The 14881-nt window shown below is 68.5% G+C and carries 16 protein-coding genes; 13 read left to right on the top strand and 3 right to left on the bottom strand.

Annotated elements, in window-relative coordinates:
- Together VGE49_RS10040 and VGE49_RS10035 are read left to right on the top strand one after the other, a co-directional pair.
- A partial coding sequence (locus tag VGE49_RS10040; protein WP_331034420.1) for a DEAD/DEAH box helicase occupies window positions 1-1687 on the top strand: 1687 nt, incomplete at its 5' end.
- Between the two features lie 68 nt (window positions 1688-1755).
- Entirely contained in the window at window positions 1756-2088 is a 333-nt protein-coding gene (locus VGE49_RS10035) for an Mpo1-like protein (RefSeq protein WP_331034419.1), read from the top strand.
- 241 nt (window positions 2089-2329) lie between these two features.
- On the opposite strand, the gene VGE49_RS10030 is transcribed toward VGE49_RS10035, so the two are convergent.
- A complete protein-coding gene (locus VGE49_RS10030) occupies window positions 2330-2884 on the bottom strand; it encodes a 3D domain-containing protein (protein WP_331034418.1) in 555 nt (184 codons plus the stop codon).
- A 408-nt stretch (window positions 2885-3292) separates the two neighbouring features.
- Here VGE49_RS10030 and VGE49_RS10025 point away from each other — a divergent pair, with 408 nt between their 5' ends.
- The 3 genes from VGE49_RS10025 to VGE49_RS10015 all read left to right on the top strand — a co-directional run bounded on the left by VGE49_RS10025 (window position 3293) and on the right by VGE49_RS10015 (window position 5578).
- Entirely contained in the window at window positions 3293-4300 is a 1008-nt protein-coding gene (locus VGE49_RS10025) for a phospholipase C/P1 nuclease family protein (RefSeq protein ID WP_331034417.1), read from the top strand.
- 175 nt (window positions 4301-4475) lie between these two features.
- Window positions 4476-5258, top strand: coding sequence for an RNA methyltransferase (locus VGE49_RS10020; RefSeq protein WP_331034416.1), 783 nt, complete (start codon window positions 4476-4478; stop codon window positions 5256-5258).
- Window positions 5255-5578 (top strand): YnfA family protein, encoded by a 324-nt coding sequence (locus tag VGE49_RS10015; RefSeq protein ID WP_331034415.1) that lies wholly within the window; start codon window positions 5255-5257, stop codon window positions 5576-5578. Before VGE49_RS10020 ends, VGE49_RS10015 begins: the two co-directional genes overlap by 4 nt.
- On the opposite strand, the gene VGE49_RS10010 is transcribed toward VGE49_RS10015, so the two are convergent.
- Together VGE49_RS10010 and VGE49_RS10005 are read right to left on the bottom strand one after the other, a co-directional pair.
- Window positions 5575-6276 carry an NAD-dependent deacylase gene (locus VGE49_RS10010; protein WP_331034414.1) on the bottom strand — a complete coding sequence of 234 codons (702 nt, stop codon included), beginning with the start codon at window positions 6274-6276 and terminating at the stop codon, window positions 5575-5577. The genes VGE49_RS10015 and VGE49_RS10010 overlap by 4 nt on opposite strands.
- Window positions 6273-7163, bottom strand: coding sequence for a LysR family transcriptional regulator (locus VGE49_RS10005; RefSeq protein ID WP_331034413.1), 891 nt, complete (start codon window positions 7161-7163; stop codon window positions 6273-6275). Before VGE49_RS10005 ends, VGE49_RS10010 begins: the two co-directional genes overlap by 4 nt.
- Before the next feature lie 171 nt (window positions 7164-7334).
- Between VGE49_RS10005 and VGE49_RS10000 the strand changes: the two genes are divergently transcribed.
- The 8 genes from VGE49_RS10000 to VGE49_RS09965 all read left to right on the top strand — a co-directional run.
- Window positions 7335-8441, top strand: coding sequence for an S-(hydroxymethyl)glutathione dehydrogenase/class III alcohol dehydrogenase (locus tag VGE49_RS10000; protein WP_331034412.1), 1107 nt, complete (start codon window positions 7335-7337; stop codon window positions 8439-8441).
- 82 nt (window positions 8442-8523) lie between these two features.
- The gene (locus tag VGE49_RS09995; RefSeq protein WP_331034411.1) at window positions 8524-8910 is read left to right on the top strand and encodes a VOC family protein; all 387 of its coding nucleotides are present in this window, start codon (window positions 8524-8526) and stop codon (window positions 8908-8910) included.
- An 80-nt stretch (window positions 8911-8990) separates the two neighbouring features.
- A complete protein-coding gene (locus VGE49_RS09990; protein ID WP_331034410.1) occupies window positions 8991-9692 on the top strand; it encodes a hypothetical protein in 702 nt (233 codons plus the stop codon).
- Between the two features lie 66 nt (window positions 9693-9758).
- Window positions 9759-10316, top strand: coding sequence for a hypothetical protein (locus VGE49_RS09985; RefSeq protein ID WP_331034409.1), 558 nt, complete (start codon window positions 9759-9761; stop codon window positions 10314-10316).
- Window positions 10317-10331: 15 nt separating this feature from the next.
- Entirely contained in the window at window positions 10332-11165 is an 834-nt protein-coding gene (gene fghA, locus VGE49_RS09980) for an S-formylglutathione hydrolase (protein WP_331034408.1), read from the top strand.
- A 6-nt stretch (window positions 11166-11171) separates the two neighbouring features.
- Window positions 11172-11402 (top strand): hypothetical protein, encoded by a 231-nt coding sequence (locus tag VGE49_RS09975; RefSeq protein ID WP_331034407.1) that lies wholly within the window; start codon window positions 11172-11174, stop codon window positions 11400-11402.
- A 115-nt stretch (window positions 11403-11517) separates the two neighbouring features.
- Window positions 11518-13362, top strand: a complete 1845-nt coding sequence (locus VGE49_RS09970) for a DUF885 domain-containing protein (RefSeq protein WP_331034406.1) — start codon at window positions 11518-11520, stop codon at window positions 13360-13362.
- A gap of 89 nt (window positions 13363-13451) precedes the next feature.
- Window positions 13452-14881 (top strand): DUF885 domain-containing protein (locus tag VGE49_RS09965; protein ID WP_331034405.1); only part of this gene is annotated, 1430 nt, incomplete at its 3' end.

Here is a 14881-nt window from a genome sequence, read left to right as displayed (position 1 = left end):
GATCACCACCTGCGTCGGCGGCATGGACGCCCGCAAGGAAGCCCGCGCCCTGAACTTCGGCATCCACATCGTGGTCGGCACCCCCGGCCGCCTGAAGGACCACATCGACCGCGGCAACCTGGACCTGTCGGCGCTGAAGGTCCTGGTGCTGGACGAGGCCGACGAGATGCTCGACATGGGCTTCCGCGAGGACCTGGAATACATCCTCGAGCAGTCGCCCGAAGATCGCCGCACCCTGCTGTTTTCGGCCACCATCGCCCGCGACATCGCCATGCTGGCCAAGCGTTATCAGCGCGACGCCGTGCGTATCGACACCGTCGACCGCAGCCAGCCGCACAGCGACATCGAATACCGCGCCCTGCGCATCGCCCCGAACGAGATCGAGCACGCCGTCGTCAACGTGCTGCGCTTCTATGAGGCCCCCGGCGCCCTGGTCTTCTGTTCGACCCGCGACAGCGTGCGTCACCTGCAGTCGTCGCTGCTGGAGCGCGGCTTCGCGACCGTGGCCCTGTCCGGCGAAATGGGCCAGCGCGAGCGCACTGACGCGCTTCAGGCCCTGCGCGACGGCCGCGCCCGCGTCTGCGTCGCCACCGACGTGGCCGCGCGCGGTCTGGACCTGCCCGACCTGGGACTGGTGATTCACGCCGAACTGCCGATCAACAAGGCGACCATGCTGCACCGTTCGGGCCGCACCGGTCGCGCGGGCAGGAAGGGCACCTCCATTCTGCTGGTGCCGAGCAGCCGCCGCCGCAAGGCCGAGATGCTGCTGGGTTCGGCCGGGGTTGAGGCGACCTGGGCCGGCGCCCCGACCGCCGACGAGATCCTGGCCAAGGACGAGCAACGCCTGCTGGCCGCCCCGGTCTTCGCCGAGGAAGGTAACGAGGACGACGCCGGCCTGATCGCCAAGCTGGTGGCCGAGCGCACGCCCGAGGATCTGGCCCGCGCCCTGCTGGTCCTGCTGCGCAAGGACTTGCCGGCTCCCGAGGACCTGACCGATCCGGGCCAGGGTCCGCAGCGCAAGCCGCGCGGCGAGAGCGGCGACGCCTTCGCCGCCGGGGCCTCGCCCTTCGAGCGTCTGCAGCCGGACCAGGTCTCGTGGTTCCGCATGGACATCGGCCGCAACCGCAACGCCGATCCCAAGTGGCTGATTCCGATGATCTGCCGCATCGGCGGCATCACCAAGCAGCAGATCGGTTCGATCAAGACCTTCCCCGAAGAGACCCGTTTCGAGATCGCCAACACCCACGTCGAGGCCTTCAGGAAGCTGGCGGCCATGAACACCAACGAGGCGAACATCACGCCGTCGGAGGCCCCGCATTCGGGCATGTTCAAGGGCGGCGCGCGCAACCGCGACGAAGGCGGCGAGCGCCCCTACGCCAAGAAGCCCTTCCGTCGCGACGAGGACGGCGAGGGCGGTCGTCCGCCGTTCAAGAAGAAGCCGTGGCAGCCCCGCGAGGGTGAAGGCGGCGGCGAACGCCCGGCTTTCAGCAAGAAGCCCTACGCCCCGCGCGCTGACGGCGATCGCGCCGAGCGTCCCGAGGGGGCTTTCGCCAAGGGACCCGGCGCCAAGAAGCCGTTCAAGCCCAAGTCGGACTTCAAGGCCGGCGGCAAGCCGGGCTTCAAGCCGGCCGGCAAACCCTTCGCCAAGGGACCCAAGGGTCCCAAGAGCGGCAAGCGTTTCGACTGATATCGTTCCTGGCGTAGCGATGTGATCCCTGACTTGCCCCCGGCGCGATCCGGGGGCAGGCTGGGGTCATGAACACCGAGCAGTCTGCCCAAGGGCCAGAAGGCCGATACGCCTCGTTCGAGGCCTTCTATCCCTACTATATCCACGAACATTCCAACCGGACCTGCCGCCGTATCCATGTGGTCGGCACGGGGCTGGTGATCGCCGCCTTCGGGGCCTTCTGCGTCACGCTGAACCCCTGGTGGCTGCTGGCCATGCCGCTGGTCGGCTACGGTTTCGCCTGGGTCGGGCACTTCTTTTTCGAGAAGAACCGGCCGGCGACCTTCAAATATCCGCTGTGGAGCCTGAGGGGCGACTTCCGCCTCTTCTTCGAGACGGTCAGCGGCAAGCGGAAGTTCTGAGCGCCGCGCTCGCCGCGTCCCACCTGCGTCCCACCTTTCAGTCGTCATCGTCGGGCTTGACCCGAGGATCGAGCGTAGGGGGCGCGCTCATCGCTGCCAGCGTCGCGCTGGCGGATCACCCGATCCTCGGGTCGAGCCCGAGGATGACGGCAGAGGAGTGATAGGGGCGGCAGACTTCCGCCAAACAAAAAGGCGACCGGATCGCTCCGGTCGCCTTTTTTGTCGGTGGACGTCTTCGCCCTTAGTTCGAGGCCGTTTCCCAGGCCGGGGGGCAGCCGTCGAAATCGCCGGCGTCGGCGATGGTCAGGGTCTTCATGTTCAGGCGCTGGGCCTGCTGCATCGAGCCGCGGCCGTTGCCGGTGAACAGGTCGATCTTGGAGCCCTTGATCGCGCCGCCGGTGTCCGAGGCGTACCAGTAGCCGTCGTGGACCTCGCCGTTGGCCAGGCGCATGCCGACCGTTTCACGGATGAAGAGCTTGGTGCGGCGCGGGATGACGCGGGGGTCGACGGCGACCGTGCGCATCGCGATCGGACGGCAGCCGAGCGAATCATTGCCCGTCGCGCCGCCGCCGCCTGCGTGATAGAGGCGGGCCGAGGCGCGCCAGTCGGGATCGCCCGCCATCAGCTCGGCCTGTTCGGCCGAAAGGGCGGAGGCGTCGATGGAACTTTCAGCCGCCGCGGCGGTTTCCATTGCAGCCGTGTCGATGGCGACGACGGCTTCATAGGGTTGAGGCTCTCCGGAACCGGAGAAGGCCATAGCCCAGAACATGGCAAGCGCAGCGGCTGTGTTCAGCATCGAACAGACTCAGGAAGCACCGGTCCCGACACGATCCGGCATCGGGTTTTTGACCGCTAATTGTGGCGAAAACGTGTCGCTTGAGATCAGCGGCCGGTCTGAAGCACGATCATCGTTCGATTAGTCCACAGGTTGATGAGCATATCGTGCAAATGTCACAGCATATGTGGCAGCAACGAAATCAGTATTCGTCGTTACCAACGTCTATACTGTGCCGATAACCTGATCGGTTAACACCATGATCGTCCCGCGTAACACTTTATTTCCAAGAAATGCTCGCTCGGGTCCGCAGAAACCAGCTTGGCGACGACGCAAGAGACGAAGTCCGCCTTGACTGGAGGCGGGGCCGCGAATGAGCTAAGCCGTCGTTTCCCTGTCCTTTTTCGCCGGTGTCCCATGAAGCGCCTGATGATCTCCGCCGCCGCCCTGATGCTGGTTTCGGCCCCCGCCGTGAACGTCGACGCCTGGGGCAACACCGGCCACCGCCTGATCGGCGTGGCGGCCATGCGGGCCCTGAGCGACGACCTGCCGGCCTTCCTGCGCACGCCGGGCGCCATCGCCGACGTCGGCGAACTGGCGCGCGAGCCCGACCGCTGGAAGGGCGCCGGCCAGCCGCACGACCGCGAGCGCGATACGGCCCACTTCATCGACTTGGACGACAACGGCTTCGCGATGAAGGCGAACGGCCCGTCGATCGACGCCCTGCCGCGGCTGAAGTCGGACTTCGACACCGCCCTGGTGCAGGCGGGCATCAAGATCGACGATGTCGGCTATCTGCCCTACGCCCTGATGGACGCCTATCAGAACCTGGGTCGCGACTTCGCTTACTGGCGGGTCCTGACCGCCGCCGAGGCGCGCGAGAGCGATCCCGGCAAGAAGGCCTGGTATCGCGCCGATCGCGAGCGCCGCGAGGCCCTGATCCTGCGCGACATCGGCGTGCTGGCCCACTACGTCGGCGACGGCTCGCAGCCGCACCACACCTCGATCCACTTCAACGGCTGGGGCGACTACCCTAACCCCGAGGGCTTCACCAACTCGCGCCGCACCCACGGAATCTTCGAGGGCGAGTTCACCTCGCGCGTCGCCCGTCTGGACACGGTCGAGGCGGCCATGAGCCAGCCCCAGGTGTCGGGCCTGGACCTGCGCGCCCGCACGGCCGGCTATCTGAAGACGACCCTGGGCACGGTCATTCCCTTCTATCGTCTGGAAAAGGCGGGCGGCTTTGTCGACGCCGACCCGCGCGGCGCGGCCTTCGTCACCGAGCGTCTGGCGGCGGGCGCCTCGGAACTGCGCGACCTGATCATCCTCAGCTGGCGCGAGAGCGCCACCGCCTCCATCGGCTGGCCCGCCGTCAAGGTGGCCGAGGTTGAAGCCGGTACGGTCGACCCGTGGACCTCGATGATCGGTGAGGATTGACAGGATTTTTCCGCTCATCCCCGCGGAAGCGGGGACCCAGTTCTTTGGCCAGAAAGCATGAGCCAGGCCGCGTATCAGCAGTCGAGCATGAGGCTCTCACTGGGTCCCCGCTTCCGCGGGGATGAGCGGGATCAGGTCCTTCTCCCTCAAGGGGAGAAGGGCTAAGGACCGCCCCATGACTGAACTCACGCCCCCCGTCGTCATCCTCGACAAGTCCCAGATGGCCGAGAACATCGGCGCGGTCGCCCGCGTCATGGCCAATTTCGGCCTGTCCGAACTGCGGCTGGTCAGCCCGCGCGACGGCTGGCCCCAGGAACGCGCCTGGGCCATGGCCTCGGGCGCGGACTGGGTGCTGGAGGGCGTCCGGGTCTTCGACAGCGTGGCCGAGGCGATCGCCGACCTGCACACCGTCTTCGCCACCACCGCCCGCCCGCGCGAGACGCGCCAGCCGGTGCGCACCCCGCGCGAAAGCGCCCGCGTCCTCTATGACGACACGGCCTCGGGGCTGAAAACCGGCCTGCTGTTCGGCGGCGAGCGGGCCGGGCTGGAGACCACCGACATCGCCCTGTGCGCCGGGATCACCACCATCCCCATCGACCCGCGCCACCACTCGCTGAACCTGGCCCAGGCCGTGGCCATCAACGCTTATGAGTGGCGCACCCTGATCCTCGACGCCCCGCCGCCGCGCTTCCGCGAGGGCGAGCCGCCCGCGTCGAACGAACTCCTGATCGGCATGTACGAACACTTCGAGGCCGAGCTGGAGGCCGGCGGCTTCTTCCACCCGCCCGAGAAGAAGCCGTCGATGAGCCAGAACCTGCGCGTCATGCTGGGCCGCGCCGCCTTCACCGAACAGGAAGTCGCCACCATGCGCGGCGCTATCCACGCCCTCGCCAAGGGTCGCGGCCGGGTGCTCGCCAAGCTGGCCGAGAAGCGCGCGGCGGAAGCGAAGGGGGAGTGAAACCCGCCCTTATCTATCCGCTGGCCGCCCTGGCCGAGATCGGCGGCTGCTTCGCCTTTTGGGTCTGGCTGAAGCTGGATCGGTCGCCGGTCTGGCTGGTTCCGGGCGTGGTCAGCCTGATCGCCTTCGCCTGGCTGCTGACGCTTGTGCCGGCCGAGACGGCGGGGCGGGCGTTCGCGGCCTATGGCGGGGTCTATATCGTCGCCTCGCTGGTCTGGATGGCGTTGGTCGAGAAGGCGACGCCGGACCGCTGGGACCTGATCGGCGGGGCGGTCTGTCTGATCGGGGCGGGGGTGATCCTGTTCGGACCGCGAGCCTAGAGGCTGGCGAAGAACCCCGGCACGGCCTCGGTGGCGGGGCCATAGACGCCTTCGTCGAACAGGCGCGCGCCCTGGGTCGGCTCCAGATTGATCTCCACTGTCCGCGCCCCGGCCAGGCGCGCCGACTGCACGAAGCCCGCCGCCGGATAGACCGCGCCCGAGGTGCCGATGGAGACGAACAGGTCGCATTGCTCCAGCGCCGCCTCGATCCGCTCCATCTCCAGCGGAATCTCCCCGAACCAGACGATGTGCGGGCGCAAGGTCCCGCGCGGGTGATGCGGCGAGGCGTGCTCGGGCTCCAGATCGCCGGTCCAGTCGCAAACGACGCCGGAGGCCGTGCAGCGCGCCTTCAGCAGTTCGCCGTGCATGTGGATCAGCTCGAAGCCGTAGGCGGGCGGCGTCTCGAGGTGCGCCCGGTCGTGCAGGTCGTCGACGTTCTGCGTCACCAGCAGGAAGTCGCCCCGCCACCGCGCCGCCAGATCGGCCAGGGCCCGGTGGGCCGCATTGGGCGCAACCCTGGCCAGATGCCGCCGCCGCTGGTTGTAGAAGTCCTGCACCAGGGCCGGATTGGCCGCGAAGCCCTCGGGCGTCGCCACCGCCTCGATGCGATGCCCCTCCCACAGCCCGTCCGAGGCGCGGAAGGTCGGCACGCCGCTCTCGGCCGAGACGCCGGCGCCGGTCAGGACGACGAGGTTCATGCGGGGCTCCTTTGCGCGTTTGCCAGACTGTCGTGCAGCCAGTCGATCATGGCGCGGACCTTGGGCGGGACGTGGCGGGGGTGGGGATGGACGGCCCAGACGCCTTCGTCGGGCGGGCGTTGGTCGTCCAGCAGGGAGACGAGGGCGCCCGACGTCAGGGCTTCGGCCACGTAGAAGTCGGGCAGCTGGCACAGGCCCAGGCCCTGCAAGGCCGCGTCCAGCACCGCCGCGCCGGAGTTGCAGCGCCAGCGGCCGATGGGGCGAAGGGCGACCTCGCGCCCCGCCTCGGTGAAACGCCAGTGCTCGGCCGAGCCGATCAGGCTGTCGTGGCTGGCGATCTCGGACAGGTCGCGCGGGGCGCCGCGCCGCGCCAGATAGTCGGGGCTGGCGCACAGGATCAGCCGCCGCGAGGCCAGCCGCCGCGCCATCAGCCGCGAGTCGGTCAGATGGCCGAACCGCACCGCCAGATCATAGCCGTCGCCGACCAGGTCCCTGAGGCGATTGTCGAGGTCCAGTTCGATCCTCAGCTCCGGGTTCTGCCGCGCGAAGGCGTTGACGGCAGGCGCAATGAAACGCTCGCCGTAGGAGACCGAGCAGGTCATGCGCAGCAGGCCGCGCGGGGCGTGATCGTCGGGCTGGACGGCGGCCAGGACCTCGTCGCGTTCGTCGATCAGGCGGCGGCAGCGGGCCAGGAAGTCGCGGCCCGCGTCGGTCAGCTCGACCCGACGGGTGGTGCGGTGCAAGAGGCGGGTCTGCAGCCGGTCTTCCAGCCGGGCGATCTCGCGGCTGACGGCCGAGGTCGACAGGCCCAGGCGCCGGGCGGCGGCCGAGAAGCTGGCCTGTTCGGCGACAGCGGTGAATTCGTCGATCCCGTCCCAGCGGCTCATGGGGGACGTTCGATCATGATTGTTGCATCACGACAATAATGTTTTGCGGTTGTCGCCATATCCGCCCCGCCGCGACGAGCGTAGAATAGACGCCAGTTCAGTCACCTCCTGTCCCTGAAACAGCGAGCGACCGCGTCGCGAGCGTCACGGATGTCCGAAGGACCAACCATCATGAAAACCCGCGCCGCCGTCGCGTTCGAAGCCAAACGCCCGCTCGAGATCGTCGAGGTCGATCTGGAGGGGCCGAAGGCAGGGGAAGTGCTGATCGAGATCAAGGCGACGGGGGTGTGCCACACCGACGCCTATACGCTGGACGGTTTGGACTCCGAGGGCATTTTCCCGTCGATCCTGGGCCACGAGGGCGCGGGCGTGGTGGTCGAGGTCGGGCCGGGCGTGACCTCGCTGGCCGTCGGCGACCACGTCATCCCGCTCTACACGCCGGAATGCCGCCAGTGTAAGTCGTGCCTGAGCCGCAAGACCAACCTGTGCACCTCGATCCGCTCGACCCAGGGCAAGGGCCTGATGCCCGACGGCACCAGCCGCTTCAGCTACAAGGGTCAGGCCATCGCCCACTACATGGGCTGCTCGACCTTCTCGAACTACACCGTCCTGCCCGAGATCGCGGTGGCGAAAATCCGCAAGGACGCCCCCTTCGACAAGGCCTGCTACATCGGTTGCGGCGTGACGACGGGCGTGGGCGCCGTGGTCAACACGGCCAAGGTCGAGCTGGGCGCCAAGGCCGTGGTCTTCGGCCTGGGCGGCATCGGCCTGAACGTCATCCAGGGGCTGAAGCTGGTCGGCGCCGACATGATCGTCGGCGTCGACATTAACAACGACAAGGAGGAGTGGGGCCGCCGCTTCGGCATGACCCACTTCGTCAACCCGAAGGACACGCCGGACGTGGTGGCGAGCCTGGTCGAACTGACCGACGGCGGCGCCGACTACACCTTCGACTGCACCGGCAACACCGTGGTCATGCGTCAGGCGCTGGAAGCCTGCCATCGCGGCTGGGGCGAGAGCATCGTCATCGGCGTGGCCGAGGCGGGCAAGGAGATCTCGACCCGTCCGTTCCAACTGGTCACGGGCCGCGTCTGGAAGGGCTCGGCCTTCGGCGGCGCGCGCGGCCGCACCGACACGCCCAAGATCGTGGACTGGTACATGGACGGCAAGATCGAGATCGACCCCATGATCACCCACACCCTGCCGCTGGAACGCATCAACGAGGCCTTCGACCTGATGCACGCGGGCGAGAGCATCCGTTCGGTGATCGTCTTCTAAAAGAACGTTGCCAAACGAAACTGACTAGGCCTAGCTTGCGGCGTCCGGCGAACCGGCCGGGCGCATCATCGGGAGGAAGACCATGTTCACGCACGTCACGCTCGGCGCCAACGACGTCGAGGCGTCGCAGAAATTCTATGACGCGGTGCTGGGGGCCCTGGGCCATCAGCCGGGCGCCTTCAGCGATCAGCCCCGGCCTGGCGTCTGGTACAGGACGCCGCGCGGCATGCTGGGCGTGGTAACGCCGCGCGACGGTCAGGCGGCCTGTCACGCCAACGGCGGCACCATCGGTTTCGCGGCGGCCAGCCCCGAGGCGGTCGTCGCCTTCGCCGAGGCCGGCGTGGCGGCGGGCGGCACGACCATCGAGGACCCGGCGGGTCCGCGCGAGACGCCGTTCGGGACGATGCATCTGGCCTATCTGCGCGACCCGTCGGGCAACAAGATCTGCGCCGTTCACCGGCCGTCGTAAAAGCCGAGCTTGCGACAACTGACCACGGGGCGACATCGACGTGATCCGCTACCAACCCGCGATCAATGGGGAGGATCATCATGAAGTTCGACGCGCAAAAGGCCCTGATCGCCTATTCGGGCGTGCTGACGTCCGTCTTCGTGGGGGTCATGGTCTCGGGGGCGGTGTTGGGCGTCGGCCCGGCCCGCTTCACCGAGATCGACGTCCAGCGCATCAATGTGCGCGAGCCGGACGGCACTCTGCGGATGGTGATTTCGAACCAGACGGCCTTCCCCGAAATCCCCTATCGCGGGCGCGAGGTGCCGCACCCGGGGCGGGACACGGCGGGGATGCTGTTCATGAACGAGGAAGGCACCGAGGTCGGCGGCCTGGTGTTCGGCGGCAAGAACGCCGACGGCGTCAAGTCGTCGGGCGGCAGCCTGACCTTCGACGGCTACGAGCAGGATCAGACCGTCCAGATCATGGGCTTTCAACAGGGCGCGCGTCGGGTCTCGGGCGTCTTCGTCAACGACCGGCCCGAGGAGTCGATCGACTACGACGTCCTGACCCGGCTGTCCGGCATGACGCCGGAGCAGCAGCAGGCGGCGATGCTGGCGGCCAATATGGACGGGCAGCCCCGCGCCTTCCTGGGGCGTCAGGGATCGGGCGCCTCGGAACTGGTGCTGCGCGACGGCGCGGGCCGGGCGCGCCTGGTGCTGAGCGTGGCGGCCGACGGCGGCGCGCGCATCACCTTCAAGGACGAGAACGGTCAGCCGACCCGCGTGGTGACGCCCGAAGGCTGACGGCGGGCCTATCTGCCTGGGTCCGCAACGGATAAAGCAGGACGTAGGCTTGAAGGCGGAGACGAGATGAGGGCGAAAGCGGCAATGACGGCGGGGCTGGCGGCGTTCAGCCTCTCGCTGGGATTGGCGGCCTGCGACCGGGGCGCCGACGTGGCGCCTGTGGCCGAGGCCCCCGCCGAGGCCTGGGTCGGCAAGGACGTGGTGCTTTACCTGCCCGATCCGGTCATGAAGGCGCGGGTCGAGGTCTCGGCCCTGTCGCCCTATGTCAACGCCGCGACGGTTGCGGCCGAGGGGGCGATCCGGACCGCCCCGGTCCAGCCGGGCGCCTCGGGGATGCTGCTGCTGATGGTCAAGCCCGGCGGGCGGGCCAAGGCCTGGGTCGTCACCGGCGAACCGGCGCCCAAGCCCGAGACGGTCGCCGCGGTGGTCAAGGCGGTCGAGGCCGTGCCCGCGCCCGCCGTGCGCCAGGGCCCGATCCTGGTCGGGGTCGGCTTCGACGTCTGGGGCGGCGGCGCGCCGCCCGCCGGGGCCAGCCCGCCCATTCCGCGCGACTGGTATGCGCATTTCTCGAAGGACGGCGGCCGACTGGACGACGCCTTCATGGCCCGCGTCTGGCCGGACTGACTGGAGTTTGAGTTGATGGAAACGGTCAAGAGCCACGTCGTTCACGGCGGCATCCTGCGCTATCTGAAGCACGACAGCGCCGCGACGGGCACGCCCATGACCCTGTCGGTGTTCACGCCCGCTGGCGAAGGCCCGTTCCCGGTCCTGATCTGGCTGTCGGGCCTGACCTGCACCGAGGACAATTTCACCACCAAGGCCGGGGCCTACAAGGCCGCCGCCGAACACGGCGTCATCATCGTCGCGCCCGACACCTCGCCGCGCGGTGAGGGCGTTGCGGACGACGCCGCCTATGATCTGGGCCAAGGCGCGGGTTTCTACGTCGATGCGACGCAAGAACCGTGGGCCCCGCATTTCCGTATGGAATCCTACGTCACGGACGAACTGATCGCCCTGATCGACGCCGCGTTCCCGACGACCAAGACCCGCTCCATCTTCGGCCATTCCATGGGCGGCCACGGGGCGCTGACCCTGGCCCTGCGTCACCCCGATCTGTTCAAGTCGGTCTCGGCCTTCGCGCCGATCGCGTCGCCGACCCGTTGTCCCTGGGGCGAGAAGGCGTTTAGCGCCTATCTGGGCGCGGACCGCGCCGAATGGGCCAGACACGACGCGGCCCTGCTGATCGAAGGCGGCGCGGCCGAGGGCGTGTTCGACGACATCCTGGTGGATCAGGGCGACGCCGATCCCTTCCTGACCGACCAGTTGAAGCCGGAACTTCTCAAGGCGGCGGCGGAAAAGGCGGGGCAGGGGCTGACCCTGCGGATGCAGCCGGGCTATGATCACTCCTACTTCTTCATGGCCAGCTTCGTGGACGACCACGTGGCCTTCCATGCGACCCGCCTGAAAGCCTGAGACCAGATGACCGACGCCGCTCCCGATTTTGACGCCATGTTCGCCGCCCTGTGCAGCGAGGTCGGCTTCTGCCTGCATGAAAAGGGTCAGAAGAAGGTGATCGCGGCCCTGCCCAAGGGTCTGGATGCGGCGATGAAGGCGGTGCTGGCGGCCGAGGGCGTGGACGAGCCCAATGCGCCCGGCGATCTGAAGAAGGCCGTCCGCGACTGCCTCAAGGCCCACGTCCAGCCGGGCTGATCCTCGGTTCCGGGTTGTGGATGGACGAAACTTCATCCGCGCCGTGACAGTGACCGCTTGCGGGGCGGCTCCGCTTCGCTAGTGTCCCCTCCCATCGCTTTTGGGAGGAAGCCCGATGATGGACCGTCGCCGCCTGTTGATGTCCGCCGCCCTGGGGGGCGCGTTCGCGGCCTCGGGCGCCGCCCGCGCCTTCGCGCAGACCGCCGCCGCGTCCGTCGCGGCTCAAGCGTCCGGGCCCGCCTCGGCCCAGTTCCTGGCCCTGCTGGACAAGATCGCGCAGGAGATGATCCTGTCCGATCCCGAGACCCTGACCATGCTGGGCATGGACCGGGGGCCGATGGCCGCCGCCCGCTTCAAGCTGAGCGATCGGTCCCAGGCCAAGATCGACGCCGACAAGGTCAAGTTCAAGGACGGCATGGCCGCGGTGAAGGCCATCGACAAGCGTCAACTGACCGCGACCGAGCAGACCTATTACGACTCGCTGGAGTTCTTCGGCGACACCCTGATGATGGGGGACAGCTTCCCCTACGGCGGCGGCTTCTCGCCCTCGCCCTACACCGTCAGCCAGCTGGGCGGCGCCTATCAGCAGATCCCTGACTTCCTCGACAGCCAGCACCGCATCGAGGCGGCGGACGACGCCGAGGCCTATCTGTCGCGCCTGTCCGATTTCGCCAAGGGGCTGGACGAGGAGCGGGCGCGGATGCAGGCCGAGTTCGCCGCCGGGGCCGTGCCGCCGGACTTCGTCATCGACCGCACCCTGACCCAGATGGGCGCCATCACCGGCACGGCCGCGGCCGAGTCGGTCATGACCCAGTCGCTGGCCCGCCGCACCGCCGAGAAGAACCTGCCCGGCGACTGGGCCGCGCGCGCCCAGGCCATCCTGACCAACGAGGTCTATCCGGCCATCCAGCGTCAGGCCGACGCCCTGAAGGCCGTGCGCCCCGGCGCGACCCACGACGGCGGCGTCTGGCGTCTGCCGGACGGCGAGGCCTATTACCGCTTCGGCCTGAAATACTACACCACCTCCTCGATGACGCCGGACGAGGTGCATCAGATGGGGCTGGAGCAGGTGGCCGACATTTCAAGCCGCGCCGACGCCCTGCTGAAGGCGCAGGGTCTGACGCAAGGCTCCGTCGGCGCCCGCATCGCCGCCCTCGGCAAGGACCCGCGCTTCGTCTATCCGAACACGGACGAGGCCAAGGACGAGCTGATCAAGGAGTTGAACGCCCAGATGGTCGCCATGCAGGCGCGCATGCCGGACTATTTCGGCCGCCTGCCCAAGTCGCCCTGCGACATCAAGCGCGTGCCCAAGGCCATCGAGGCCGGGGCGCCGGGCGGCTATTACCAGCCGCCGGCCCTGGATGGCTCGCGGCCGGGCGCCTATTACATCAACCTGCGCGACACGGCGGAATGGCCCAAGTGGACCCTGCCGACCCTGACCTATCACGAGGCGGTGCCGGGCCATCACTTCCAGATCGCCCTGCAGCAGGAGCAGCCGGACACCCCGCTGCTGATGAAGGTCATGGGCTTCTCGGCCTATTCCGAGGGCTGGGGCCTGTATTCGGAACAGCTGGCCGACGAGATCGGGGCCTATGAGAACGATCCCTTCGGCCGGATCGGCTATCTGCAGTCGCTGATGTTCCGGGCCGCGCGCCTGGTCGTCGATTCCGGTCTGCACCACAAGCGTTGGAGCCGCGAGCAGGGCATACGCTACATGGTCGACACCCTGGGCGATCAGGAATCGAGCATCGCCACCGAGGTCGAACGCTACTGCGTCTGGCCGGGCCAGGCCTCCAGCTACAAGGTCGGCCACACCACCTGGGTCAAGCTGCGCGAAGACGCCAAGCGTCGCCTGGGATCGCGCTTCGACATCAAGGGCTTCCATGACACCGGCCTGAACCTGGGCGGGGTTCCGCTGACGGTGCTGGAGCGGACCATGAACGCCTGGACGCCGGCCTGATCGACTGAACCGCGGGCGCGCCGGCCCGACGACAGTATGCGTAGAAAGGGGGCGCGCGGCGTCGCGCCCGCCTTGTCGGGAGCCTGACCATGATCGACCGCCGCCGCCTGTTGCTGACCGCCGCCGCCACGGCCGCCGTCGCGCCCTCGCTGGCCCACGCCGCAACCAGCGACTCTGATGCGCGGCTGAACGCCCTGCTGGACGGCTGGTTCGAGGCCGACGTCGATGACAACCCCGAATACGCCACCAACCTCGGCCTCGACCGCGGCGCCCGCTCTAGCCTGTCGTCCAAGCTGACGGCGGTCAGCCCTGCGGCCATCCGGCAGGACCGGGACAAGGCGATCAGCCGCTGGGCCACGCTGCGCGCCTTCGACCAGACGGGGCTCAGCGAGGCCGGCGCCCTGAACTACGCCATCGCCGCCTTCGGACGCGAAACCTCGGCCGAGACCTCGCGCTTCGCCTATGGCGCGGGGCCGGGCCGACCCTCGCCCTATATCGTCACCCAGCTGTCGGGCGCCTATTTCGAGACGCCCGACTTCATGGACAACCAGCACCGCATTGAGGACGCGGCGGGCGCCGACTCCTTCCTGTCGCGGCTGGAGGCCTTCGCCGGGGTGCTGGACGGCGAGACCGACAAGGTGCGCGAGGACGCCGGCCTAGGCGTCATCCCGCCGGACTTCATCATCGACCGCATGCTGCCCCAGGTCCGCACCCTGCGCGACACGCCCGCCGCCGACCTGGCCATGGTCAAGTCGCTGGTGCGAAAGACCTCGGCCCTGAACCTGTCCGGCTATGACACCCGCGCCGCCGCCATCGTCGATGAAAAGGTCAAGCCGGCCCTGGCCCGTCAGATCGCGGCCCTGGAGGCCGTCCGCCCGCAGGCGACCCACGACGCCGGGGTCTGGCGCCTGCCCGACGGCGAGGCCTTCTACGCCGCTGGCCTGAAGTCCAATACGACCACCACCCTGAGCGCCGCCGAAATCCACAGGATGGGCAAGGAGCAGGTCGCCGAGATCAGCGCCGAGATCGACGCCATCCTGAAGGCTCAGGGCTATACCCAGGGCACGGTCGGCGAGCGCATCCAGGCCCTGAACAAGGACCCGGCGCAACTCTTCCCCAACACTGACGCGGGCAAGGAGGAGCTGCTGGTCTGGCTGAACCAGCTAGTGGCCGAACTGGAGCCGAAACTGCCGTCCGTCTTCGGCCGTCTGCCGAAAACCCACGTCGAGATTCGCCGCGTGCCGGTGTCGATCCAGTCGGGCGCGCCGGGCGGATACTATCAGGGGCCGCCGCTGGATGGCTCGCGGCCGGGCGCCTACTACATCAACCTGCGCGACAGCGGGAACTGGCCGAAGTTCGCCCTGCCGACCCTGACCTATCACGAGGCCTCGCCGGGCCACCACCTGCAGGTCGCCCTGCAGCGCGAGTCGGGCGAACTGCCGCAGTGGCGCCGCGCGGGCGGCTTCTCGGCCTACAACGAGGGCTGGGCCCTCTACGCCGAGGCGGTCGCCGCCAACGA

Source organism: Brevundimonas sp. (assembly GCF_036405315.1).
Taxonomy (GTDB): Bacteria; Pseudomonadota; Alphaproteobacteria; order Caulobacterales; family Caulobacteraceae; genus Brevundimonas.
The sequence above is the reverse complement of the archived record's forward strand: the minus strand, read 5'-3'. Positions and strand labels throughout refer to the sequence as shown.